This is a genomic window from Maribacter arcticus (genome assembly GCF_900167935.1).
GTDB lineage: Bacteria > Bacteroidota > Bacteroidia > Flavobacteriales > Flavobacteriaceae > Maribacter > Maribacter arcticus.
This window is the reverse complement of sequence record NZ_FUYL01000006.1, coordinates 267,118-291,957: the sequence shown is the minus strand read 5'-3', so window position 1 is coordinate 291,957 and position 24,840 is coordinate 267,118. Positions and strand designations below refer to the sequence as shown.

General features: G+C 37.4%; 22 protein-coding genes and 1 pseudogene. 15 read left to right on the top strand and 8 right to left on the bottom strand.

Features of this window, described 5'->3' with window-relative positions:
• Positions 1-16: 16 nt before the first annotated feature.
• From B5X55_RS11505 to B5X55_RS11485, 5 genes are all read left to right on the top strand, one after another.
• Complete coding sequence (locus B5X55_RS11505) at positions 17-790, top strand: SDR family NAD(P)-dependent oxidoreductase (protein WP_079512767.1); 774 nt, start codon at positions 17-19, stop codon at positions 788-790.
• Positions 791-1,273: 483 nt separating this feature from the next.
• Positions 1,274-3,880: a c-type cytochrome gene (locus B5X55_RS11500; RefSeq protein ID WP_079512766.1), complete on the top strand. Its 2,607-nt coding sequence runs from the start codon at positions 1,274-1,276 to the stop codon at positions 3,878-3,880.
• 8 nt (positions 3,881-3,888) lie between these two features.
• A complete protein-coding gene (locus tag B5X55_RS11495; RefSeq protein WP_079512765.1) occupies positions 3,889-4,575 on the top strand; it encodes a 3-keto-disaccharide hydrolase in 687 nt (228 codons plus the stop codon).
• Positions 4,576-4,702: 127 nt separating this feature from the next.
• Positions 4,703-5,200, top strand: coding sequence for a recombinase family protein (locus tag B5X55_RS11490; RefSeq protein ID WP_079512764.1), 498 nt, complete (start codon positions 4,703-4,705; stop codon positions 5,198-5,200).
• A gap of 77 nt (positions 5,201-5,277) precedes the next feature.
• Entirely contained in the window at positions 5,278-7,152 is a 1,875-nt protein-coding gene (locus B5X55_RS11485) for a Tn3 family transposase (protein WP_079512763.1), read from the top strand.
• 220 nt (positions 7,153-7,372) lie between these two features.
• Here the strand turns inward: B5X55_RS11485 and B5X55_RS11480 are convergent, their stop codons facing one another.
• On the bottom strand, positions 7,373-7,819 hold the full coding sequence (locus tag B5X55_RS11480; protein WP_079512762.1) for a hypothetical protein: 447 nt from the start codon (positions 7,817-7,819) through the stop codon (positions 7,373-7,375).
• A 771-nt stretch (positions 7,820-8,590) separates the two neighbouring features.
• Here B5X55_RS11480 and B5X55_RS11475 point away from each other — a divergent pair.
• Positions 8,591-9,772: pseudogene (locus B5X55_RS11475) on the top strand (IS3 family transposase).
• A gap of 3 nt (positions 9,773-9,775) precedes the next feature.
• Here B5X55_RS11475 and B5X55_RS11470 read toward each other — a convergent pair.
• Positions 9,776-10,471: a cation:proton antiporter domain-containing protein gene (locus B5X55_RS11470; RefSeq protein WP_079512761.1), complete on the bottom strand. Its 696-nt coding sequence runs from the start codon at positions 10,469-10,471 to the stop codon at positions 9,776-9,778.
• Positions 10,472-10,757: 286 nt separating this feature from the next.
• On the opposite strand from B5X55_RS11470, the gene B5X55_RS11465 reads away from it, so the two are divergent.
• Complete coding sequence (locus B5X55_RS11465; RefSeq protein WP_079512760.1) at positions 10,758-11,123, top strand: hypothetical protein; 366 nt, start codon at positions 10,758-10,760, stop codon at positions 11,121-11,123.
• Positions 11,124-11,225: 102 nt separating this feature from the next.
• Here the strand turns inward: B5X55_RS11465 and B5X55_RS11460 are convergent, their stop codons facing one another.
• Positions 11,226-11,627 carry a hypothetical protein gene (locus B5X55_RS11460; protein ID WP_079512790.1) on the bottom strand — a complete coding sequence of 134 codons (402 nt, stop codon included), beginning with the start codon at positions 11,625-11,627 and terminating at the stop codon, positions 11,226-11,228.
• An 89-nt stretch (positions 11,628-11,716) separates the two neighbouring features.
• Here B5X55_RS11460 and B5X55_RS11455 point away from each other — a divergent pair, with 89 nt between their 5' ends.
• From B5X55_RS11455 to B5X55_RS11425, 7 genes are all read left to right on the top strand, one after another.
• Complete coding sequence (locus B5X55_RS11455; RefSeq protein ID WP_079512759.1) at positions 11,717-13,663, top strand: sensor histidine kinase; 1,947 nt, start codon at positions 11,717-11,719, stop codon at positions 13,661-13,663.
• A 3-nt stretch (positions 13,664-13,666) separates the two neighbouring features.
• Complete coding sequence (locus B5X55_RS11450; RefSeq protein ID WP_079512758.1) at positions 13,667-14,719, top strand: response regulator; 1,053 nt, start codon at positions 13,667-13,669, stop codon at positions 14,717-14,719.
• Between the two features lie 175 nt (positions 14,720-14,894).
• Positions 14,895-15,746 carry a universal stress protein gene (locus B5X55_RS11445; protein WP_079512757.1) on the top strand — a complete coding sequence of 284 codons (852 nt, stop codon included), beginning with the start codon at positions 14,895-14,897 and terminating at the stop codon, positions 15,744-15,746.
• A 104-nt stretch (positions 15,747-15,850) separates the two neighbouring features.
• The gene (locus B5X55_RS11440; RefSeq protein WP_079512756.1) at positions 15,851-16,696 is read left to right on the top strand and encodes a universal stress protein; all 846 of its coding nucleotides are present in this window, start codon (positions 15,851-15,853) and stop codon (positions 16,694-16,696) included.
• A 47-nt stretch (positions 16,697-16,743) separates the two neighbouring features.
• On the top strand, positions 16,744-17,589 hold the full coding sequence (locus B5X55_RS11435; protein WP_079512755.1) for a universal stress protein: 846 nt from the start codon (positions 16,744-16,746) through the stop codon (positions 17,587-17,589).
• Between the two features lie 20 nt (positions 17,590-17,609).
• A complete protein-coding gene (locus B5X55_RS11430) occupies positions 17,610-18,485 on the top strand; it encodes a universal stress protein (RefSeq protein WP_079512754.1) in 876 nt (291 codons plus the stop codon).
• A gap of 168 nt (positions 18,486-18,653) precedes the next feature.
• A complete protein-coding gene (locus tag B5X55_RS11425; RefSeq protein ID WP_079512789.1) occupies positions 18,654-19,493 on the top strand; it encodes a universal stress protein in 840 nt (279 codons plus the stop codon).
• A gap of 167 nt (positions 19,494-19,660) precedes the next feature.
• Here the strand turns inward: B5X55_RS11425 and B5X55_RS11420 are convergent, their stop codons facing one another.
• The gene (locus tag B5X55_RS11420) at positions 19,661-21,091 is read right to left on the bottom strand and encodes a COG3014 family protein (protein ID WP_234999720.1); all 1,431 of its coding nucleotides are present in this window, start codon (positions 21,089-21,091) and stop codon (positions 19,661-19,663) included.
• Between the two features lie 109 nt (positions 21,092-21,200).
• On the opposite strand from B5X55_RS11420, the gene B5X55_RS11415 reads away from it, so the two are divergent.
• A complete protein-coding gene (locus B5X55_RS11415) occupies positions 21,201-22,208 on the top strand; it encodes an IS30 family transposase (protein ID WP_079512752.1) in 1,008 nt (335 codons plus the stop codon).
• On the opposite strand, the gene B5X55_RS11410 is transcribed toward B5X55_RS11415, so the two are convergent.
• The 4 genes from B5X55_RS11410 to B5X55_RS11400 all read right to left on the bottom strand — a co-directional run bounded on the left by B5X55_RS11410 (position 22,198) and on the right by B5X55_RS11400 (position 24,713).
• A complete protein-coding gene (locus B5X55_RS11410; RefSeq protein WP_079512751.1) occupies positions 22,198-22,788 on the bottom strand; it encodes a penicillin-binding protein activator LpoB in 591 nt (196 codons plus the stop codon). The two genes, B5X55_RS11415 and B5X55_RS11410, sit on opposite strands and share 11 nt — an antisense overlap.
• Positions 22,789-23,050: 262 nt before the next feature.
• Positions 23,051-23,203: a hypothetical protein gene (locus tag B5X55_RS19295; RefSeq protein ID WP_143814475.1), complete on the bottom strand. Its 153-nt coding sequence runs from the start codon at positions 23,201-23,203 to the stop codon at positions 23,051-23,053.
• 26 nt (positions 23,204-23,229) lie between these two features.
• Positions 23,230-23,967, bottom strand: coding sequence for a 1-phosphofructokinase family hexose kinase (locus B5X55_RS11405; RefSeq protein WP_079512750.1), 738 nt, complete (start codon positions 23,965-23,967; stop codon positions 23,230-23,232).
• A 146-nt stretch (positions 23,968-24,113) separates the two neighbouring features.
• Positions 24,114-24,713 (bottom strand): DUF6134 family protein, encoded by a 600-nt coding sequence (locus tag B5X55_RS11400; RefSeq protein ID WP_079512749.1) that lies wholly within the window; start codon positions 24,711-24,713, stop codon positions 24,114-24,116.
• Positions 24,714-24,840 lie beyond the last annotated feature (127 nt).

Below are 24,840 nucleotides of genomic sequence, written 5' to 3'. Positions count from 1 at the left end.
CGCAACAACTTGTAATATGATACAGTATTCTTTTGATGATAAAGTTGCCATAGTAACAGGCGCAGCCATTGGTATCGGCTTTGAAATCGTCAAGCAACTTTGTAGTTCAGGAGCTTCCGTTATAATTAATGATATTGATTCGGCAGCGCTTGAAAAAGCAACTACCATTATCAGAAATCAAGGTGGAAAATGCAATGCTGTTTTAGGAAATTCTGGAGATCTAGGAACCATTCAAAAAATGGTTCAAAAAGCGGTTAGGGAATATGGTAAATTAGATTTTGTAGTAGCCAACGCAGGTATAACCACTTTCGGCAACTTTATCGATTACAAACCGGAAGACTTTCAAACCTTAACTTCGGTGAATTTACAAGGTTCCTTTTTTCTAGCACAAGCAGCAACCAAACAATTCATCAAACAAAAAACAGGGGGTCGAGTAATTTTCATGTCTTCCGTAACGGGTCATCAAGCGCATCCCAAACTTGCCGCATATGGCATGACAAAAGCTGCTCTTGAAATGCTTGCTAAAAGTTTAAGTGTGGAGTTGGCACCTCATAAAATAACAGTAAATGCTGTTGCCCCAGGAGCTACCTTAACAGAACGCACACAATCTGATGAAGGCTACAAGGCAACTTGGGAAGATATAACTCCAACTGGAATCGTATCAACAACCAAAGATATATCGAATACTATTCTCTTTCTATTATCTGATAGCTCAAGTCAGATTACTGGGCAGACGATAGTGGTAGATGGAGGGTGGACCTCCGTTAGTCCACCACCTAATGAAATGTGAATGTCTTACTTTATGAAGAATATGAATACTGGGATTGCCCCGCAAAGTTTTGAGCTATAAAATGTAAAATCAACATTTAATCCAAAAAAAACATAAGTACAAATTATCTAATAAAAACTCAAAGTTGATGCTGTTTAAAAAACATTTAGTGACTTTGTTAAATAGGTTCATTGCTTATGCAAAGATCTGCTTAGGTATTGTTGTCCTATGTTTGACAGCATCTTCATGTTTTGATAAGAGTTACGAGACCAAATATAACCAAAGCCCTAGGTACTGTTATTAAAAAAACTAATATTGCAATGATTCTTTCCGATGACCAAGCAAGGAATGATTATGGTTTTATGGGATCACTTAAGGGAAATCGAAGATTCAACGCCTCCATTAAATTTAATAAGCGAGGTGATTTAATGCATAATAGATAACAGCATGCCTGTGCTGAGCGAAGTCCATGTATGAACTTTGAAAAATAATAAAGATAAACACATGAAAAGAATTACACTTTTACTATTAAGTATTATTAGTGTTCTGTTTTATTCTTGCAATCAAGATTCAGACAATGAAACACCAATTATTGAAAAGGTCACAATTGATGATATTACACTGCCAAGAGGTTTTGTTATTTCTAAATTGTATGAACCTACCGATAATGAACAAGGCTCTTGGGTGAGTATTGCAAAAGATGATAAAGGAAATTTCTATGCATCCGATCAATACGGAAGTATTTATAAATCAAGACTTACAAAATCTGGAGAAAAAGATGTCCTTGAAGTGCAGAAATTAGATGTCAATGTTGGTCTGGCTCAAGGGTTATTATATCATAATAACGAACTATTTGCCTTGGTAAATTCAAATGATGATAAGATTCAAAGTGGATTGTATAAAATCATTGATTCTAATGGAGATGGTGAGTTAGATAGTGTTAAAACATTAAAGACTGTAAACGGGAATGGTGAACACGGACCACATAATATTGTATTGGCACCAGATGGTCAGTCTATGTTTATGGTTTTTGGAAATCACACAGATATTCCTAGCGATGTTCATGGTCGAGTACCTGAAGTATGGGATGAAGATAATTTATTACCAGTAATTAAAGATCCAAGTGGGCATGCAAATTCAAGAAAGGCCCCAGGTGGTTGGGTAGCCCAAACAGATTTTGAAGGCAAAAACTGGACGTTAGTAACAGTTGGAACTAGAAATACATTTGATATTGCCTTTAATCGTGATAATGAACTGTTTGGTTTTGATTCTGATATGGAGTATGATTTAGGAATGCCGTGGTACAGACCAATACGTTTAAACCATATGACGAGCGGTGCAGATTTTGGATGGAGAACAGGAACAGGGAAATTTAAGGATTTTTATCCAGACAACCTTTCTGGTATTGCCAATTTAGGGCAAGGCTCACCAACAGGTCTTTTAGATGGAAGAGGATTAAAGTTCCCGGCATACTATCAAAAAGGATTGTATTTATCTGATTGGAGTTATGGAACCATGTATCATGCAAAACTAACACCTAATGGTAGTTCGTTTGACGCAGAGGTGACAGAGTTTATTTCTGGTGTTCCTTTACCGATTACCAATGGCGTAGTGGGTGATGATGGTGCTTTTTACTTCTTAACAGGTGGGAGACGATTAGAATCTGCATTGTACCGCGTTACTTATGAAGGTGATTTGCCATCTGAAGCATTAGAGTTGAAGGAACGGTCAAAGGGGAAAAAACAACGAAGGTTAAGACAAGAATTAGAAGCATTACATGTTGCTCCATCAGCAGATAAAGTTTCATTTATTGTAAAGAATTTAGATCATGATGATCGTGCTATTCGATTTTCAGCGAGAGTGGCTTTAGAGCATTTAGATTATAAACATTGGAAGGATGAAATAAAGAATGATAATTCTGCAGAAGCAACCGTTGGATTGTCATTGGCAATTGCACGTCATGGTGATGATGCTACTCGTATTGAAGCGTTGAATGCTTTAGTAGAAATGGATTGGCAAAGTTTAGAAGAATCTAAAAAATTAGATTTTATAAGAGGAATCGATTTGCTTTTGTTGAGAATGGAAGGAAGCTTGCCAAACGACTTGCAAGGTAAAATTAAGGAGATATTTTTGCCAGCCTATTTGGCAAGTTCTGAGGCGGTGAATATGGAATTGTGTAAGATTCTAAGTTTTTTACAAGTAGAAGAAATTGTTGAGTTGACATTACATGAAATGGAGACGAATACTTCTACTGAAGGTATGAAAGAGATTTACCTATCTGGTGATATTTCCAATAGAAGTGAACAGTATGGGAAAGATGTTGAGAATATGTTGGCAAATATGCCAAATCAACGTAATATTAGTTACGCAATGAGTTTGAGTTATCTACAAAAGGGTTGGTCAACTTCTACAAGAGAGCGTTATTTTAAATGGTTTGGAGATGCGCTTCAAAAAGCTGGAGGTAAACAGTATTTAAATTTTATTAGAGCGATTCAAAAAACGGCTTTGGAAAATGTTCCTGAGAAAGAGCAAGATTACCTTTCTGAATTAACTGAAATAGCAGCAGCTCGTAGACCAGATTATATGAAGGATGTAAAACAACCACAAGGTCCTGGTATCGATTGGACTGTGGAGTTACTAATGTCTGCTTATGAAAAGAATTTTGAAAATGCCAATTTTGAAAATGGTAAAAATATGTTTAAAGCTTCGTTATGTATTTCATGTCATAGTATGAATGGAGAAGGAGGTAGTACAGGACCCGAATTAACTACAATTGGTTCAAGATTTACAGTTGGAGCAATTGGGGAAGCCATCATTAATCCATCTGGAACGATTGGGGACAGATATCAATATTCAAATTATCATATGAAAAACGGTTCTGTGATTACAGGAATTGAAGTTGATGAAGATGATGAAAATATTGAAGTAAGTATTAGTGCTTTTGCTGCTGGCGTTACCACAAAAGTTAGAAAGGATAGATTAGAAAGTGTTGAATTATCTAAAGTTTCGCCGATGCCAGCTGGTTTGGCTAATAGATTGAATGAACAAGAAATTACAGACTTGATTGCTTATATGCTTTCAGGTGGAAACAAAAACAAAATGAAAAAATAAACAGTAAAATGAACAGCAAAGTAATTTATACGTTACTCGTGGCAATTATTATTAGTTGCAATGTAGTAGGTCAAAATGTAAGTAAAGCGGAGAAATTATTCAATGGCAAAGATCTTAGTCGTTGGAGAGGAGATAGCCGAGTTTGGTCTGTAGAGAATGGGTGTATTAAAGGAGAAACAACTGATGAACTGGTTATTGAGCAAAATACTTTTTTAATTCATGATATGACCGTGTCAGATTTTGAGTTGACATTTAAATATAAAATTATTGGAGGAAATAGCGGTGTTCAGTATAGAGCGAGAGTTATAGATGAAGATAAATTTATTATTGGTGGCTACCAAGCAGATATGGAAGCAGGCATTCAATATTCTGGAATTTTGTATGAAGAAAAAGGAAGAGGGATTATTGCACAGCGTGGCGAAAAGGTAGTTGTCTCGAAAGATGGAGAGAAAACAGTAGAACGATTTATATCCAACGAAGAGGTTCAGAAAGTCATAAATCAAGATGAATGGAATAACTATAAGATTGTAGTAAAAGGGAGTCATTTACAACATTATATCAATGGTCAATTGACTATTGATGTTGTAGATAATGAAACGGAGAAATCGGCATCTTCTGGAGTGTTGGCATTGCAGGTTCATGCGGGGCCGTCAATGCAAGTGTTTTTTAAGAAATTAATATTAAAAAAATTATAGATCGTATTCTCATATAAGGAGTAACCTGGAAAGGACGGACAAAGTATACCACCCCCGCCGGATTAAAGTGAGCATAGCAATATTTATTGCAAACCCTTTTATAGCATAGTCTGAAACGATTTTTTAAGTGGTTCAAAAAAATCCGTTTTCAGTGGTTCACTTTGACCGTTTTTTGCAGCCAGAAGATATTCTTTTAGTTGAACAAATAGATAGGATCAGTAGATTGAATGCTAAGGATTGGGAAACATTAAAATTTATAATCTCTGGGAAAAGTATCAGAATCGTTTCAATCGATCTTCCAACAAGCCATAAACTTCTTGATACTTCAGATGAATTTACCCAGAGGATGTTATCAGCTTTTAATGCGATGATGCTCGATATGCTCGCTGCAATTGCACGTAAAGATTTTACCGATAGAAGACGTAGGCAAGCTCAGGGAGTACAAAAAGCCAAGAAACTTGGGAAATATAAAGGACGACCTGAGAATATCGAACTGCAAACTAAAATCGAAGGACTGTTAAAAGACGGTAAAAGTTATAGTTACATCCAAAACTTATTGGGATGTTCAAGACACACAATCTCCAAGGTCAATAAACGTATAAAAAGCGGGAATTATATGACTTGAACAAAACTCAAATTGTCCAAAGGCATAATCTTTAAATTTAAAAGTTCCTTTTAACATTCATACCTCAAATCCTGATTTTGTTCCATTTTTGGTATAAGACCAACATTCAAAAAGCTTGTTTTGAGTATTTTGCTGAGCCGAAGAATATATGTTTCTACATCCTTACCGTACGTTTTCGCACCGATGGGCTTCATACCCCACATAGGCCCATCCTCGAGGCCCTTGATCTGATAAAATCTAACGGTGGTAACGCAAAAAGAAAACGTTTCGACCTTATAGGGTCCGTTCCGATAGAAGATATAATAAAACCGAAATGGTATGATATTATAGTCGAACCGGATAATGATGGAACGGAAAGAATCAATAAGATCGACTATGAAATTGCCGTTCTCGAAGTTCTAAGGGACAAATTACGTTGCAAGGAAATATGGGTAGCTGGAGCGGATAAATACAGAAACCCGGATGAAGATGTTCCACCTGATTTTCATCTGAACCGTGAATTCTATTATGGTCAGTTAGGGATTACGGAAAACGCAAAAGCATTTTCCGAAGAATTGAAATTAAAATTACATGAAGCCCTGGATTCACTCAACCGAACGATCCCATCCAATAAACATGTGAAATTTAGACACACCTCAAAAAAGAATATCATTCTGTCCCCTTTGGAGCGTCAATCGGAACCTATAAATATCAACAAATTGAAAGGGCAGGTACAATCCATGTGGCCAATGACCTCTTTATTGGATATCCTGAAAGAAACGGATCTAAAAGTCAATTTCTCAAGTTGTTTCAAGACACAGCGTACTTCCGAAAGATTGGACAAAAATGAACTTCGGAAAAGATTATTGTTGACTTTGTACGGATTGGGTACCAACACGGGGCTGAAGAGAATAAGCTCCGGGAATGATCGGGTGACATATAAAGAGTTGCTGCATATCCGAAAGTTCTATGTACACAAACAAGCAATGCGAAATGCCATTAGGGAAACGGCCAACGCAATATTCAGGGTAAGAAATACCGATCTATGGGGAGAAGGAACGACCGCATGCGCCTCGGATTCTAAAAAGTTCGGTTCATGGGACCAGAACCTGATGACCGAATGGCATATTCGGTATGGAGGCCGTGGAGTAATGATATATTGGCATGTAGATAAAAAGTCAACTTGTATCTACTCACAATTGAAACGATGTTCATCCTCTGAAGTAGCCAATATGATCGAGGGGGTCCTACGTCATTGCACCGATATGTCGATCCAAAAACAATATGTTGATACCCATGGCCAGAGCGAAGTCGCATTTGCGTTTTGTCACCTCCTTGGATTCGATCTAATGCCCAGGTTAAAAAATATTGCCAGTCAAAAACTTTATCTTCCCGATGTTGGCATGATCAACGAATTACAGAATCTGACCCCTATCCTTACCAGACCTATCAAATGGGGGCTACTCCATCAACAATACGATGAAATGGTTAAATATACTTCGGCGCTAAAACAAGGTACTGCCGACCCTGAATCGATATTAAAAAGGTTCACCAGGAACAATGCGGCCCACCCGACCTATAAAGCCTTGTCAGAACTGGGAAAGGTCATCAAAACAATTTTTCTTTGCAAGTATCTCCAGGATAAACGATTGAGGCAGGAGATACAGGAAGGGCTCAATGTTGTTGAAAACTGGAATTCCGCTAATTCGTTCATATTCTTTGGTAAGGGAGGAGAGGTGTCCAGCAACAGATTAGAGGATCAAGAACTTTCGGTGCTGGCGCTCCACCTAGTACAAATATCCCTAGTATATATAAATACCTTGATGATACAGCAGATCGTAACATCGGAAAATTGGTTCGGTAGATTGACAAAAGAAGATTACCGTGCCCTTACCCCGCTTATTTATGCCCACGTCAACCCGTATGGTAGATTTGAACTGGACATGGATCAGAGATTGGGACTGGTCGCTTGACCTCTTGTGCATTTTGGGAGCGCCTCTAATTCGCAACTAATAAGGTCTTCAAGACCATATGATTTCCAAAGTCAATAAGCGAAAATCATAAGGAATATTTCAACGCTTGTCCTATTTCGCAGCTATGTGGTCACTGGGCCCATTTCAAGAGTTGTTCAATTACGAATAAAAAAAAGCCCCTCTTTGGGGCTTTTTTAATATGCTATCATACTCTTGGATTTTAGTTCCCCTCGCTTAACGAGAAGCTTCCGTCCCCATTGAAGGAACCAAGGGTTATCGTGACCGACCATACCCCAGAAGTCCCAGCATCGGTCACCCCAGAAAAAGAATCCGGTTCTGTGGCACCATCCAGCGCCCTGTTCAATACGGTATTTCCATCTGCATCCAATACCAAGATACTGAAGGCACCCTCGGCAGTGGCCGTGATATCGGCATTGTAGTCCGCAGTGGTCAAATTGTTCAACCAAACGAACGTTCTAGCTGCACTTCCGCCATTTCCTGTAAAGTCACCGTCCACCTCCCCATTGAAGTCATCACTATCATCAAACAATACGGTCCCGTTGACACTTACTTGAGCCATGATATCGTCATCATCATTGCTGCAAGCGACAAAGGTTGTCGCCACAGCAACAGTTAAAATTGTAAAGAAAAAATTTGTAAGTTTCATAACATTTATAAGATTTGATTATTAGTCTTTGAAACAACAATAACGGAAAAAACCCTTCTTTGTTTTATTACGTATTCCCTTTCTGCAAAACACCATTATAAATTATTCTTTTGAAATAGAAGAAAAATTCTTGAAAGGGAAACTGCGCCCATTACAGACTCTTAACAAAACGTTAAACATAATTCCTTAGCGTACGTTTCAGCATTGATGTGTCCGTAATGTCCCAAAAGACGTTCGTTTTATATGGGTAATGACTGTTTACGGCAAAGAGAACCGTTTAAATTTGCCGATTTTAAATACCATAAGTAGCCTGTTTACAATGAGTTAGATACCTTAGCGTACGTTTTCGCACCGTTGGGCTTCATACCCCATTTATTACCTAATAATAACAAGAAAACAACTTAATTTCTTTAATACTTAACCCGCAGAAAGCTCTTATTGACTTTGTATCCAACATGTACTTATTGAGATATATATTTTATTATCAACTTGGCTACCGAGAAATTTCCCTTTATTCATAACGATTAAAATAATGAAACTCTTTACAGAACGCAGGTTTTGTAAAGAGTTAAGGTTTCTTAGACATTGCCGTTTTAACTAGGGGTGTGAAGCCCAAGATTAGAGTCAAGATTTTAAATTCTTATAAAAATCTTTATTCAATTTATGTTTTTCTAGTAGTCTATAAAAGGTTCGTCTTGGTGATTTGGACTTACTATATTTAACTGGACATAAAGTTAAGAGCGTGTTAGCTGTTTAAATTAACTTTAAAAAATGTCAAGAGAAAAAAGAAATTACACCGTTGAGTTTAAAGAAAAAGCTGTGGAACTTAGCTATGCACGTGGTAGCGTTGTGGAAATATGCAGGGAATTGGATATACCTACATCCGTATTGAGCCGCTGGCGCAGAGAATCGGATACTTATGGCAGGAACAGTTTTCCCGGCAAGGGAAATCCAAAACTGACGGACGAGCAACGTGAGATTGCCGAGTTGAAGAAAAGATTAAGGGATGCCGAACTGGAACGCGATATCCTAAAAAAGGCGATAGCCATCTTCTCCTAGGGCGACAGGAAAAATATAGGTTCATAAAACACCACAAATTTAAATTTCCAGCTTCAGAAGATGTGCAAAATGTTCAAGTTAAGTAAAAGTAGCTATTATGATTGGTTGGGTAGGGAGCCATCCAAAAGATGGTCGAAAAACCAAACCATATCCTCGGTCATCCATGATATTTTCAAAGATAGTTTTGGGAGTTATGGGGCACCAAGGATCAAAGAGGAGCTCTCAAAAAAGGGATATAATGTTTCTAGACCTAGGGTAGCCAGGATAATGAGGTCCAATAATCTGTTTGCCAGAAGAAAGCGCAGGTTCAAGATTACAACGGACAGCGAACACAACTATCCAGTGGCCCGCAATATTTTGAACCAGAACTTTACGGTCTTTAGAAAGAACCAAGTCTGGGTGTCCGACATTACCTATATAGAGACTAAACAGGGATGGATGTATTTAACGGTAATCATAGATCTGTTCCATAGAAAGGTCGTGGGGTGGTCGATGGGCGAAACCTTAAGTACGGACGATACAATAATACCTGCGTGGAATATGGCCGTTAAATCAAACGATATAACAAAAGAACTCATATTTCATTCCGATAGGGGATCTCAATATGCCAGTCATGGATTTACCGATATGCTGAAAAATCACAACGGCCTTATAAAACAAAGTATGAGCAGAAAAGGTAATTGTTGGGATAATGCGGTGGCAGAATCATTTTTTAAGAGCTTAAAGGTAGAATGGGTCTACAAACATAGCTATAGCCTTAGATCGGAAGCCGAACTATCTGTCTTTCAATGGATAGAAACTTGGTACAACAGAAGAAGAATGCACTCTTCTTTAGGGTATAAAACTATAAAAGAATTTGAAATAGAAATGTACAATCAAAAAGTAGCAGCATGACTCTTATCTAATTGTCCACTTTTTTGTTGCAAGTCCATGTTCAATGCGCTTGGCAAATGGAAACGATATGGCTCTTTTTACGTAGATATAAATGAGGGTGGCCATAATGAGTATGCCCCCAATAATCATTAAAACAATATTTCCGAACGGTTCAGATGTTCCGCCCAAGAACGATGTAATGATTAATAAGGGCACAATTATAATATCCTGCATCAAAAGAATGCTCAACACATTTTTTCCGATTCGCGTATCTATGCGGTTTTTATCCTGCAGTAATTTTATGATAACGGCAGAGCTACTTAAGGCAATCACAAAGCCTATCAAAATCGACCTTTCCATTCTCCAATTAAAAAAATATCCTATTGTCAAAATAATACCTACACTTATTCCCACTTGCATGAGCGTGCCCACAGCGGCAATTTTCCATTGTTTTATCAACTCTGGCAGGCTAATCTCCATACCAATAAAAAACAACAGGAGAATTATTCCTATTTCCCCTAAATGATGAATGGTCTCGGCATTTTTGATAAAACCGAGTCCATGCTCCCCCAATATGGCTCCTACTACTATATATCCTATGATATATGGTTGTCTTATCTTTTTAAGAAAGAGGCCTATTGCAATGGCTAGAATGGCCAATACAGAGATGAGCCCAACAATTGGGTCCAACTTTGTTGCAAGCAATACGTAATCGAACATTCTAAATAATTGTTGTTTGATTGATAACCAGTATTTGAATCTCAGGTACTAACGTAATCATCAGTATAATTTAGTTAGTTGTAATATAAAGCAATTCAAGGCTTCTTAAACCATAGTTTTAAATACCAAATCTAACATTCAGAAGATAGTGCTGAACTGATTATTATCATATCCCATAACAATTGTACCATCTACTTTTAGCAATTAAATGGGAAGTATTCTTGTTTACTGACTTGACAATGCCATAAGAACTCTGAAATACTATTAACAATTAAATAATTTGATGATGAAAAACGTAATTCTAATTGTTGTTTTCGCATTATTTAGTTTAAATCTAGAAGCGCAACAACAAAAAACAGGAATTGAAAATGACGTGAAGGTTGGCACAATGCTGACAATCAACAAACCGTCTACGCAGGAGTATATGCACATTCAATTTCCAAGAAGAAATATTATTATTAAAAGAGGTGGAATAGTTAATATGAACAACATTTCTGGCAAAGAGGTAGTTGTTTCCAAAATTGGCGAGAATCGCAAAGGAGTTGTAGTAGTGACTCTAAAGCGGGCAGACGGGCGTAAATTTTTCAATAGTTTTCCGATTGTAAAGGCAAATTTGAACGATGCCCTCGCCGCTGGAGAGCTTGTTCTTTAATTAATACTTTTTAAAATATGCCTACACGAAATTGCCTAGGGAAGGCTTCAAAGTCAATTACTATTGATTAACGTTTATTCGCGCCAATAAATAGGGATGGCACTACTGCAGCAATGCCTTTATCTTTGACAACAGTATCAACTCTGATTTGTTCTTTCCAGAAAACGAAGACGCAATAGCATTGGCAATTTTCCAGATAAGGACTTTTATCTTTTTGTTAAACCGGCCATTATGTTCCTTGAAGAAGTCTTTGAATTCCTCAAAATATAGCTCGCTTTCCTTCTCTTCTTCCTTTAGCCAGTCAAAGACTATCTCTATCTGGTAAGCGGCATCAGAACCGAATTCATCTTCAATGGCATCAACGGACAGCCATTGCTGCTTTACGGTTTCCTTAAGTTTCTCTACTTCAATGGGGCGCACATTCTTATCCGCTAAAGCAACCGCGTAAAACAATTTGCCTAAATTTTGGTAGAGTTCATTACCCGTTTTTTGAAAAAGTGTCATTTTACTATATTTTCGATTTACAGCGAAATTAGAGCTCTGCCAAAACATCTGACATGATAAAAGTCAGTTATAAAGTTTAACTTTAGAATATGAATATTTTTCAAGAGAACAGTAATATTTTCAAGCTACTTTCAGAAGCCGTTTCCGAAGGGATCATCGTTGTCAACGACAAACGAATCATCGTTGGCAGCAATAACGCCGCCCATGAAATCTTTGGGTATGAACAGGGCGAGCTGGTCGGTAAGCCACTCCACATTTTAATCCCCCAGAAGTACCATGTAGACCATAAAACCCATGTAAAGGTATTTTTAGAAAATCGTGAAAAACGCCCTATGGGCGAGGGAAATGATTTGTTTGGAGTACGCAAAAATGGAGAAGAATTCCACCTTCAAGTAGGTCTAAATCCGTTCGAGATATATGGAGAGACCTACGTGATGGCCTTGGTTATGGACATTACCAACAGAAAGGAAATTGAACAAAGCCACTTGCTTCAGCGAGAGGCATTACAATCTGCCAACAATGGTATTATCATAACCGATGCCCTTCAAGAGGATAACCCTATCATATACTACAATAAAGCTTTTCAGTCGCTAACAGGATATACCGAAGAGGAAATTTTAGGTAAGAACTGTCGGTTTTTACAGGGCACTGATACAGACAAAACCAGCATCAATGATATTCGTAATGCCATAAAAAAGGGAAAAAATTGTCAAGCCACCATTAGGAATTACAAGAAGGATGGCACCCTATTTTGGAACGATCTGTATATAACACCTATTGAGAAGAATGGACTAGTAACCCATTTTATTGGTATTCAAAATGATGTTACCGAAAGAGTCAATACAGAGCAGGAACGCAGTCATTGGGGAAGGATCTTTAATGAGTCTTTAAATGAAATTTTTGTTTTTGATGCCGATTCATTGAAGTTTATCAATATGAACAAAGGGGCACAAAAAAATATTGGCTACACACTCGAAGAGCTCATAGAACTTACCCCTGTTGATCTTAAGCCCCAATATACCGAAGTGCAGTTCAGAAAAGCCTTACTACCTCTATTAAAGGGAAACAAAGAAAAAATTGGATTTGAAACTTTACATCAACGCAAAGATGGCACCACCTATCCCGTAGAAGTACATTTGCAGCTATCCCATTTTGGGAACAAACAAGTATTCTTAGCCATGATTTTAGATATCACGGACCGAAAAGACTACACTGCAGCGTTGGAGAAAATCGTTGTAAAACGAACCAAAGAGCTCAACAATACGGTAAACCAACTCAAAGAAGAAGCTAAAAAACGAAAGCTTGCCGAAAAGAAAACCAAAGAATCCCTCAGAAAAGAGATAGAACTTAATGAATTGAAAACCAAATTTTTGTCGTTGGTGTCGCACGAGTTTAAAACTCCTTTGAGCGGTATTCTCACCTCTACCTCCTTAATTGCAAAATACCCCAATGCGGAACACCAAGAGAAGTTGAATAAGCACCTTAGCACAATTAAAAGCAAGGTAAAGTATTTGGATAATATACTAACCGATTTTTTATCGGTAGAGCGTCTCGAATCAGGTAAAGTCAGCTATAAGTTTACACAATTTCCGTTGAGCAAACTGATCAATGAAGTGGTCTATGATGCCAATATGTTGCTTAAATCGGGCCAGAACATACGATACCCAAAAGATATTGATGATGTACTAGTAGAATTTGATGAGAAAATCTTAGAACTGGCCTTATCGAACTTAATGAACAATGCTATAAAATATTCCCCAGAAAATACTGAAATCACAATACAGGTAACCCATCAAAAAGATAGAATTACCATTGAAGTTATCGATCAGGGAATCGGTATTCCCGAAAAAGAGCAAAAGTTTATCTTTAATCGCTATTACAGGGCAAAAAATGCCCTCTTAAACCAAGGTACCGGTATTGGCCTGAGTATCGCAAAGCAGCATCTGGAAAACTTAGGGGGGTTAGTTACTTTCACCAGTATTGAGAATCAAGGAACTACTTTTAACCTGCAAATACCACAGACCAAAGAACCTTAAAAAATGAAGAAAATACTTTTAATCGAAGATGATACGGTGCTACGGGAGAATACCGCCGAGCTATTGGAATTTGCAAATTATAAGGTACAAACGGCGGCCAATGGCAGGCATGGCACAACCATGGCCTTGGCATATCCACCAGATATCATCGTATGTGATATCATGATGCCCGAGTTGGATGGCTATGGAGTGTTACAAGAGCTAGCTTCCGACGAAAGCACCAGAAATATACCTTTCATATTTTTATCGGCAAAGACGGAGCAAAAAGAGATACGGAGAGGGATGGACATGGGAGCCGACGACTATTTGACCAAACCCTTTGATGAACAAGATTTGATAAGTGCTGTTGAAAGTAGGTTGGCCAAGGCCGAACTATTGGGAAGGAAGCCGGAGAGCATCTTAAAAAATCGCAAATCTTCCGAGCAGCAAATACGCACCCTGAATGAATTAAAGAACTTTTTTGATGATTATGGCGAAATTGAAAACTTTAAAGAAGAAGAAAATATCTACCGAGAAGGTAGGCGTTCTAGTAAATTATACTTAATTCTAAAAGGGATTGTCAAGTGTCATAAGATTGATGAGAACGGAAAAGAATTGATTACCTCTCTGCATCCTACGGATGATTTTTTGGGGTTTACCTCGTTTTTGGATAACGTGCCTTACGAAGAATCGGCAACAGCGATAGAAGATGTTGAACTAGCAGGTATTTCCAAAGAAAAACTGAAAGCCGTACTGGAAGAAAATCATGCCATTTCGTTGGAACTGATACGACTTTTAACCGAAGATATCACCGAAATCAAAGAGCAACTATTGCAAATGGCCTATAGCTCAGTGCGTAAGAAAACCGCGCTGACCTTGCTACAATTCGCGGAAATCATCAACAAGAAACCTGGTGACCCTATCAAGGTATCGCGCAATGATCTGGCAAGTGTTACGGGCATTGCCCCTGAAAGTTTCATAAGAACCCTTTCAGGCTTTAAAAAAGAGGGGCTTATAGTCATAGAAGGAAGAAATATTAGAATAGTAGATCTTCAGGCGCTCAAATTTGTAGATTAAGCGGTGGATAAAAATACTCGGCTTTTTACTTTGCATATATGATTTATATCATTTTACGCTGCACCATATACAGATAGCTTTGTGAATTAACCAAGTTGACTATAAAATGACTCTTTTAGATATGTTCATTTTCCGTTCATTGTCAATTTGGTGCTGATTATAGAGTATTGAAACTATGGAGAATGTATTGGTACCGACGGATTTTTCGGAGAACTCATGGAATGCGCTAGAATATGCAATATCCTTTTTCAAGGGATCTACATGCAATTTTTATTTACTGCACGTAAGTCAAATAAATAACGGACAAGTCAAGGCTGCTTCAATTGGGTTATCCCTTAAAAGACACGATTCTGAATCGCACATACCCTCTATAGAGCGGCTCGATTTTTTTTTACGAAGAGCGCAAAAGTTGCCTTCCTCAAAAAAACATCGTTTTTCGATACTACATGAAAACGGCAATCTCATTGACTCCATTCGCAAATTAGTCACTGAAAAGCAAATAGACCTGATTGTTATGGGCACCAAAGGTGCCAGCGGAATTAAAAAATTGATCATTGGCAGCAATACCGGTGAAGTAATTACAAAAGTACGCTGCAACAATCTGGTCGTTCCTGAGAAAGCAAGAGTCAATATTCCAATGGAAATTGTTTTCGCAACAGATTTTAATTTATCTTATTCCGCCGCTGTATTAGAAACGATTTCAAAAGTATTAAAAGTTGATAATGCCCATCTAAGGGTAATGAACGTTGCCCAACGCAGGAGCGCAGCACTCACCGGGTTACAAAAAAATAACAAGGCATATCTAAAAGGTTATTTGGATGAGCATTTTCCGAATTCCCATAGTTTTCATATCATAACCAATAAAAAAGTTGCCCCCGCCATAGATTGTTTTGTACAAAGTTGGAATGCAGATATGATTGTGATGGTAGCCAAGAATCTGAATTTTTTACAACAGATTTTGTTCGGTTCCACTACTGAGCAAGTAAGTTTTCACTCCAAGACACCATTTTTGGTCATACACCAGTAATATCTTAACAACAGAATATGTCCCTTTCTCCTAATGATAAATGTCATTGGCTACCATCTTTGTAGCCGATATATTTGGATTTGATTTTAAAAACTAAAATCACGATGAAAAATATATTGGTGCCTACCGATTTTTCCGAGAACGCAATGAACGCGATTGAGTATGCCGTTAAGCTTTTTAAGCAAGAAGAATGTACTATGTATTTTATGCACGCGTATGCAGATGAGGTATATAATTTTGATTCAGGACTTTCAAGAACCCAATTCAATATTTTTAAGGAAAAACTGGGCGCGTTGACCGATAAATCATTACAAGACGTATTGGACCATGTCAAAAAGAAATCTCCATTTCCGAACCATGAATATCATATTAAATCGGTGTTTCGGCCGTTAGTAGATGCGGTCAATGAATTTGTGGTTGAGAAAAATATCGATGTTGTTATCATGGGTACCAAAGGACAATCAAATGACAAAGAGGTAACTTTTGGTAGCCATACGCTTCAAGTATTCAAGTATGCGAAATGTCCGGTTTTGGCCATACCCGAAAATTATGATTTTAGCATCCCTAGAAATATGCTATTCCCAACAGATTATCAAGTCCCCTATTCAAAAAGGGAATTGGGATTACTGAATGACCTTGCCAGTTCGTACAAATCAACCGTTCATTTTCTACATATGTCTAGGTCCGAAAAATTATCGGTACGACAAGAGGATAACAAACTGTTTCTAAAAAGATATTTGTCAAAGGCGAAACTAGTGTTTAAACAAATACCAAGTGATTTTATGATAGGCACGATTAATAGGCATGTAAAAGAATCTGACATACAGCTATTGGTTATGGTAAACTCTCGGCAGTCTCCTTTGGAAAGGATTCTCTTTCAATCTACGGTTGATAAAATTGGCTTGAAAACCAAGATACCGTTTTTGGTTTTGCAGAACATGCCGAGGTAACCAGAAATCACAAAAAACAAGCATAAAGAACAATAAAATTAAATCTGATGAAACGAATCTTATTACCGACCGACTTTTCCAAAAATGCCTGGAATGCTATTTCCTATGCCATGGAATTCTTTAAAGAGGAGAAGTGTACTTTCTACTTATTACATACCTATACCCCTGTATATCATCGTATGGATTATGTCTTGGGAGTTCCTGCATTTACGACTATTCCTGATTCGGGAGTAGATACTCATTTGGCCGCATTGGACAAAACATTTTCTGAGGTAAAGAAAAAATTCAAAAATCCACTGCACCACTTCAAAAAGTTATCGGCCTTCAATCAACTTTCTGACGAAATCAACGAAGTTGCTGAAAGGGAAGGTATAGATATGGTGGTAATGGGAACCCAAGGGGCTACGGGAGCCAAAAAAATCTTTATGGGAACCAACACCGTTTATGTGATACGCAAATCGAAAGTGCCTGTTTTGGTCATTCCGGAGAATTATAAGTTTAACGGGGTACAAAAAATACTTTTCCCTTCTAACTATCTAACCTTGTATAAGCCTAAGGAACTCAGACCGATAATCGAAATAGCAAAGGCTCAAAAAGCCCAAATTACCGTGCTGTATGTTTTGGAAGAAAGCGAGCTAGATATCAGGCAAGAAGAAAATAAAGAGTTTCTAAGGGAATGTCTGGAAGAAGTAGCACCAATGTTTATGGAGACACGAACTGAATATATGCCAGATGCCATACACAATTATGTGCGAGACAATAGCATTGACCTACTGGCAATGATGAACCCGAAACATTCATTTATGGAAAGATTGCTTTTACAACAGAATGTAGATGAAATCGGATTCCAAGTAGAGATTCCCTTCTTGGTAATACGAGATACGGCAAAATAAAATTATTAAAATATAAGTTCATGAAACATATTCTATTACCAACTGATTTCTCGGACAATGCTTTGAATGCCATTCATTGTGCCTTGAATATGTATAAAGAAACACGTTGCAGTTTTCACATTTTGAACGCTTATAACTTGAGTTCACCCAATTTAAAAGGCGGAATAGTCAAAACAGGACATCGAAGCACCAGTAAGCTAGGAGCCCTTTACGACTTGGCTGAAGAAAACTCAGAAAGCGCATTACAAGAATTGGTAGATGATTTAAGAAAGAACCATGCAGATCTCAACCGTACTTTTAATGCCATTTCAAAGCCCGATACACCTTTTGGTGCAATTAAAGAAGTAATCACGGAGAAAGATATAGACCTTGTCGTAATGGGAACAAAAGGGGCAACTGGAGCGAAAAAGGTTTTTCTGGGGAGCAATACGGTCAAGGTTATAATGGCCATCAATAAGTGCCCTGTGCTAGCAGTACCTGGGAGCTATACATTCCAAGGGCTAAAAAAAATAATGTTCCCTACCGACTTTACCCGCCCTTTTTCCAAACGAGAGCTTTATGGTCTGATAGAGTTGGCGAAACTATGGAAACCCAACATAAGAATTTTCCACCTTACCAAAGATATTCCTTTGACGGACGAGCAAATAAACAATAAAAAGATTTTAAAGGATTTTTTCACAGGGTTGGACTATAACTTTTATAACGGCATCCTTGACGGAGTCATTACAGAGTCCATACAAAAATTTGTGGAAGAAAAACAAGCGGATATGGTTGCTTTATTACATTACAAACATCCTTTTTTGGAGAGGCTTACCGAAAATTCAGTCATAAAAAAAGTAGGTTTTGAGACCAAAGTTCCTTTATTGGTGTTGCCGGAAATGACAAAAGATTCTTGACTTAAGAATGTATAGTTTGGTATGTAATAATCTCAATAGAACTACTATGAAGCACATTCTATTACCTACTGATTTTTCCCAAAATGCATTTACACCTGATAGATATCATGTGCAACTTTTTTTTTACAACATATTTTTGAACATTAACACGCTAAATATAAAATGGTTATGAAACACATTCTTATGCCTACCGATTTTTCTGAAAATTCATGGAACGCCATACAGTATGGACTATCTATGTTCAGAAAAACCAAATGCACTTTTTATTTGTTCACTGTTAATAAAATACCTTCATATACAGGTGCGGGGAGTTCTGTTCGTTCTAATCAAGAAAAACTGGGCAAGAACATGATGAAAGAAAGTGAAGAGGATTTGCAAGAACTATTGAAACGGATAGAAAAACTTGCGCTGAACATAAAACATGAATTTGTAACCATTGCGAAATACGCCAACTTTGTAAATGCTGTTCGCAGCGTAGTGGAGAACAAAAAAATAGACCTGATTATTATGGGTACAAAAGGTGCTTCAGGATTAAAAAAAATAGCTTTGGGCAGCAATACAGGAGATGTAATCAATAAAGTAAAATGTCCTCTACTGGCCGTACCCGAAAACGCTAAATATGAAAAAGCAAGGGAAATTGCTTTCACTACCGATTTTACCTTTGCATACACCGCAACAATGTTGGACACATTGAAGGAATTGGCAACCTTGAACGATGCTACATTGCGCATGTTATATATTTCAAAAAAGGAGGAGAAATTAAGCGCAGAACAGAAGAAGAACAAAAAGTTTTTGAGCGATTCCCTTAAAGGTTTTGAGCATAGCTTCCATACGCTGACAAACACAAAATTGGCAGCCGCCGTTCAGTGCTTTGCGGAGAGCAGGGATATTGATATGATCGCCATGGTCGCAGAAAATCATAACTTTTTTGAACGGATATTGTTCAAACCAATCGTAGAGGAAATAAGTTATCATACGGAAATACCTTTTTTGGTGCTTCAAGAATAACACTAACTCATTTTAACGGCTTCAATCAATTTTATAGCTTTTAAGCTATCGATTTATTGGAGCCGTATTTATTTTATATATGAAATTCGACTTCCAAAGACGATTTGTCCAAGATAGAAAACTCCGACAGCTGTTGGTGGTGTAGTTCATTATTCGTCAATGCCACGCTAAAACTGTTCTAGCGGAATACTTTCCAAACTATTGAAGATGTGAAATAGAGTTTGCCCTTTTTCTACAACGAACTCAAATTTTTCTGTGGTATATTGGCTTTTATTTGGCGAGTAGACCTTGAGTTCAAGCTGATTGCTACCTTCAGCTAACGGTACTCTGGCGTAAGAAATACTATAAGGTAAAGTCTGCCAGTTTCTAGTGTCGGATTTTTCGGAAACTGCGTTCAGAACAGAAAGCAATGCACCCAAATTTTCATTTTGTTTGCGCAATTGATATTCAGCGGCCTGTTTTACCGCGAGCCTCAGTAATGAATTGGTCAGCTCGCGCAGCATACGGTCTTCAAGTGTTTTAAAGGCGATTTCGTTAATATTTTCAGCAAGTTCCAATTGATATGTGTTGTTGCCCAAGACCAGTTCCCCATTTCGGTAATAAGGTTTTCTTTCAAGGTATTTCGGGAATGTTACCCTTACGAATTTCAAGTCTCCCAAACCTCCAGAGCCTTGCCCCATGACGGGTAATGGAAAGGGGAAAGTCAACCCCAGCTCTTCATTCACAAACAAAACCACACCGCCCTGTCCTTTGACAACGAAAAAATTAATGCTCCATTCATCTTTAACAGGGCCCGAGCCATTGTGCCAGAAAAATAGCAATTCGGCACCTGTTTTCTCAATAGGGGTATAGGTCATTGAAAATTCCTTTTCGAACCGATTCAATTCCTCTGTAAATCCATTAAGATAGGCTGTCCTAAGCAAGTCCTTTTTCAATTGAGTAGGAGGGGCAGTGGCAAAATCAGTACTATAGTCCTCTGAATAGGTTTTGTAAGCATTCCGATAGGCGATAAACGCATTGTTAACATCTCCTGAAGCTTCGTATGCTATGCCCATGAGGTTCAAGGCAAAGGCGTCCTGTTTGTAGCGATTCTTTTTCTTTTCATACCTGTCATTAAGTGCATTGAGTTTGTTATTTATTCTTCGGCATTCCACCAAAGCTGCATCAAAGTCATTCATTCTTAAAAAATTCAATGCCTTAAAGTAATGCAAGAGTACCAATTCGTGGTCCTCGCCCACATAAGGTTTCGCGTTTGGGTTTGTTAAGATACTCGCGGCCGTTAAAGTATAGTTCTTGCGATAGTCTTCCCCAAAAATATAAGCCTTTTCGAAGAATTGATTGCTTTCCGTATAGTTACCCTGCATCTGTAAGACTACTCCCTTTTGTAGATAATACAGTAACCTGTTTTTATCTTCGGATGCTTTTTTGTTCTTATCCAGAATCGTATTGGCATCCTCTATTTCCCCTTTAACGAAGTGCCTTTGAAAATCATTGTTTTTTTCATGATAAGTCGCACAACCTGAAAAAAAAAGCAGCAAAATAAAGAATGGAAGATACCGCAGAATCAAAGTGTTGTTTAATATTTCGAAAGTAAACAAAACCTATTTTATTAATTTTCTAAGTTCAAGTAATAAGTGCAACACGAATATTTAAAACAGATGGGGCTAGCCCCATCTGTTTTAGGCTCAATATTTATATTCGTCTTGCATGAAAAAATACAAACAACTATGCCTTGAGCAAAGGTATCAAATTCAATCACTACTGGATGTGGGATTGTCACAAACCCAAATAGCGGATTATATAGGAGTTAATAAGAGTACTATATCTCGAGAACTCAAACGTAACATACCTAAACGAGGTAGGACAGCTGGACGTTATATCGGCGAACATGCGCAAAGCAAGGCTAACGAGCGTCATTTAAAAAAGGCTAAACAAATTTTATTAACCGAAGAATTAAAAAGTCGTATTAAAGGACTTATGGCTTATGAGAAATGGAGTCCAGAGCTTATTTCTAAGCGCTTATCCAAAGAATCCGAAGAATGTGTAAGTCACGAGACTATCTATAAATGGATATGGCTTGCAAAGCACAGTAATCATAGGGACCACTTAGACTATAAAAGACTATATAAGCACTTACGTCACACTGGACGTAGGCAGAAGCGTAACAATATAAAAGATAGACGTGGTGCTATAGAAGGAAGAGTTGGTATGGACAAACGTCCAAAGATTGTAGAGGGTCGCTCTCGTATCGGAGACATCGAGGTAGATTTAATGATGGGAAGTAATCATAAATCAGCTTTATTAGTAATGACAGCCAGAACAACTTTGATAACAATGATTGAAAAGCTTAAGAGTAAAAATGCAGATGAAGTATATGAAAAAATGAACCGGAGACTGACCAATTTTAGTGCATCTTGGATCAAGACCATCACATTTGATAACGGAAAAGAATTTGCATACCATCATAAAATAGCCAAAGATTTAAACGCAAAAACTTATTTTACAAGACCATACACCTCTCAGGACAAAGGAACAGTAGAAAACAGAATAGGTGTTATTAGAAGGTTCTTTCCTAAGAAAACAGACCTTAGAAAGGTGTCAATCAATAGAATAAAAGAAGTAGAAAGATTACTAAATTACAGACCTATTAAAAAGTTTAATTATAATAACCCTATTGAAGTCCTAAATAATAAAATTGTTGCACTTATGGGTTGAACTCAGCTTTCTTAATCTTTTTGGATCCTATCCATACTTTTTCATTCGATTCTAAATCCGTCAACACCAGGTCTACTTGATAAAACATGGCTTTTTCTCTATTATTTGAATCGGTAATTGAATTTAGATACCCTTGTAGCATGAAATCGGCCCCTTTTTCAAGACCCCATTTCTTAGCGGTATCAAGCGATGCAAAATCTTGTTGGTCTCCTCTCTCCTGTCTTAGATCTTCCCTTGCCTCGCCGCCTTGTGCCAGTTTCACTTTCCCTGAGTTAATAAATTCCCTTTCAATATCATTAATGAAGGTTTCCGAGCTGATATGTTCACTGGTCTTATTTTTAATAATACCGACAATGACCACCGGTTTTTTCCCTTGCGCTTCTACAAAATCTAGAAGCCAGGTACGGGCAAGACCATCTTTGACCATTTCCTCAGAAACCAATCTTGAGTCGGTATCGTTCCATCTTCCACTTAAATCAACCTGCTGACTTTCTCCAATTCGGGTTACTTTTTGTGCACAACCATTCCCAATCAAAAGACCTCCTATGCAAAATGCCATAATTACGATTGACTTTTTCATTTTTAATATCAAATTTTATTGTTCGTATTATGTTTGAGTTTTTAATCACTTTCTGTTACCAAAATTTTTGTTTCAATTAAGGTTGAAAACGGAAAGAAAATCATATTGAATAGAGACAAATGATAGTAATGAGAAAAAGCCCATGCGATGATAATTATCAACTTCAAAGTGATTTTTTAAGGTTTATGAGATTTGCTTCTTTATGAGTAACTGAACTATACGAAGAATAGAAATAATCCCTTAAAGGCAATATTAGGGGAAGCTACAGCATTTTAAATATTATATCGATATTTCCCTTTTGGGCCAAGTCCGTTCCTTCATTCATGGTTGCTGCGACGCCACAGGCAACTCCCCATTTCAGCATTATTTTGGGAGTACAATTTTTTGTTGTGGCATAAACCAGTCCAGCAACCATACTGTCTCCTGCGCCTATCGTGCTTTTTACAATGAAGGGGTGGCTTGGTAGTGAATACCTTCCTCCGAGGCTATAAAAGCCCCTCTTGCGCCTAAAGAGACCACCACATATTTTGCCTTTTTCGATTTAATCAGTTCTAAAGCAAATGCTTCTTGTTCTTCGCTTGATAAAAATTCTTTTCCAGCCAGTTGGGCCAACTCGCGCTGGTTTGGTTTTATCAAATACACATTTTCTTTAAGAACTTCTTTAAGGGCTGAGCCTGAGGTATCTATTACTATTTTGACCTTTTTACTGGCTACTGCCTTGATGAGTTTAGAATAGTAATCAATAGGTATTCCCTCTGCTAGGCTTCCGCTTAAAACCAAAATATCGTTGGTATTCAAACTTTTTTTCAATAGGTTTTCTAAGGTATTTAGTTCTTTTTCCAACAATGTATTTCCTGGCATCCCAAATCGATATTGTAATCCATTTTGGGTATCCACAACAGAAAGATTTTCTCTTGTCCATCCGTCCACGGGAACTGAAATGGGCTCTATATTTTCTTTAAGTAGTAAATCTTTTAAATGAACTCCTGCGTTACCACCAGATGGAAAAATACAATTGGTCTCTAATTCAAGTCTTTTTAATACTCTTGTAATATTAATACCTCCGCCTCCCGGCTGGTATTTGAGGGAATGACATTTCAGTTTATCATTCGGCACAAGACCATCTACTTTGGCACTTTTATCAAGAGCTGGATTGACTGTTAAGGTAACTATGTTCATTTTTAAGGTGTTTAATTTAAGAATTCCAACTTTTTAAGACTTGACATGGTGTATAATTGAAACATTTGAAAAGTATAAAATTTGCTTTGCACATTAATCCTATCGGCTAAATACTCCTCTATAATTAATTTCTTTTTCGACTAACACTATTTCTTTCTTAATACCAATTGAAATGGGATGAAAGAATTACCGATGTTTGCTTTAACCAATATCCCGTCTTTGTAGTAGTAGTGATTTTTTGCCCCCGTATGTAAGGTAAGCTCATAATGATTTTTACCTTTTAATTTTAGCGTCCCAAACTCAGCAGCATGTTCTGAAAACACTTTTTGGACATCTATTGGCTCATAAAAAAAAAGTTTAATATTACTGTAATTCACTAGAGTCCCGAATTTTCTGCTTTTCTTTCCCTCTTCATTAATCTCATAATATGAATCTTTCCATAAAAGGTCAGATTTATGCCGTTGCCTACCGTTTACCGTATTATCAACACTAGCTGAAAAAAGGGCGTCGTTTTTATAAACTGTACTTAAATCATACAAGATGTGTATTTTAGTTACGATTTCGAACCCTATATCTATTGCATAATGATATATAACTTTTTCCGACTCAATAATCTTTGAAACTTTCAGCACTCCTATAGTGTCATTTTTCGTAGTAACATTGTAATAATTCGTTTGTGCGCAGATTGCAATGGGGAGTAGTGTCAAACAAAAAAAGAGCATCATTCTATATAAAAAGATTTTCATTTTCTAAGATTTAGTGATTATTTGGTTAAAGATATCATAATGTCATCAAAATGAACCATGGACCATGGTCCAATCTCGTAAATTTTAGTGTCGATTTTATGGTTTCATTGTCGCAAAACATACCTTT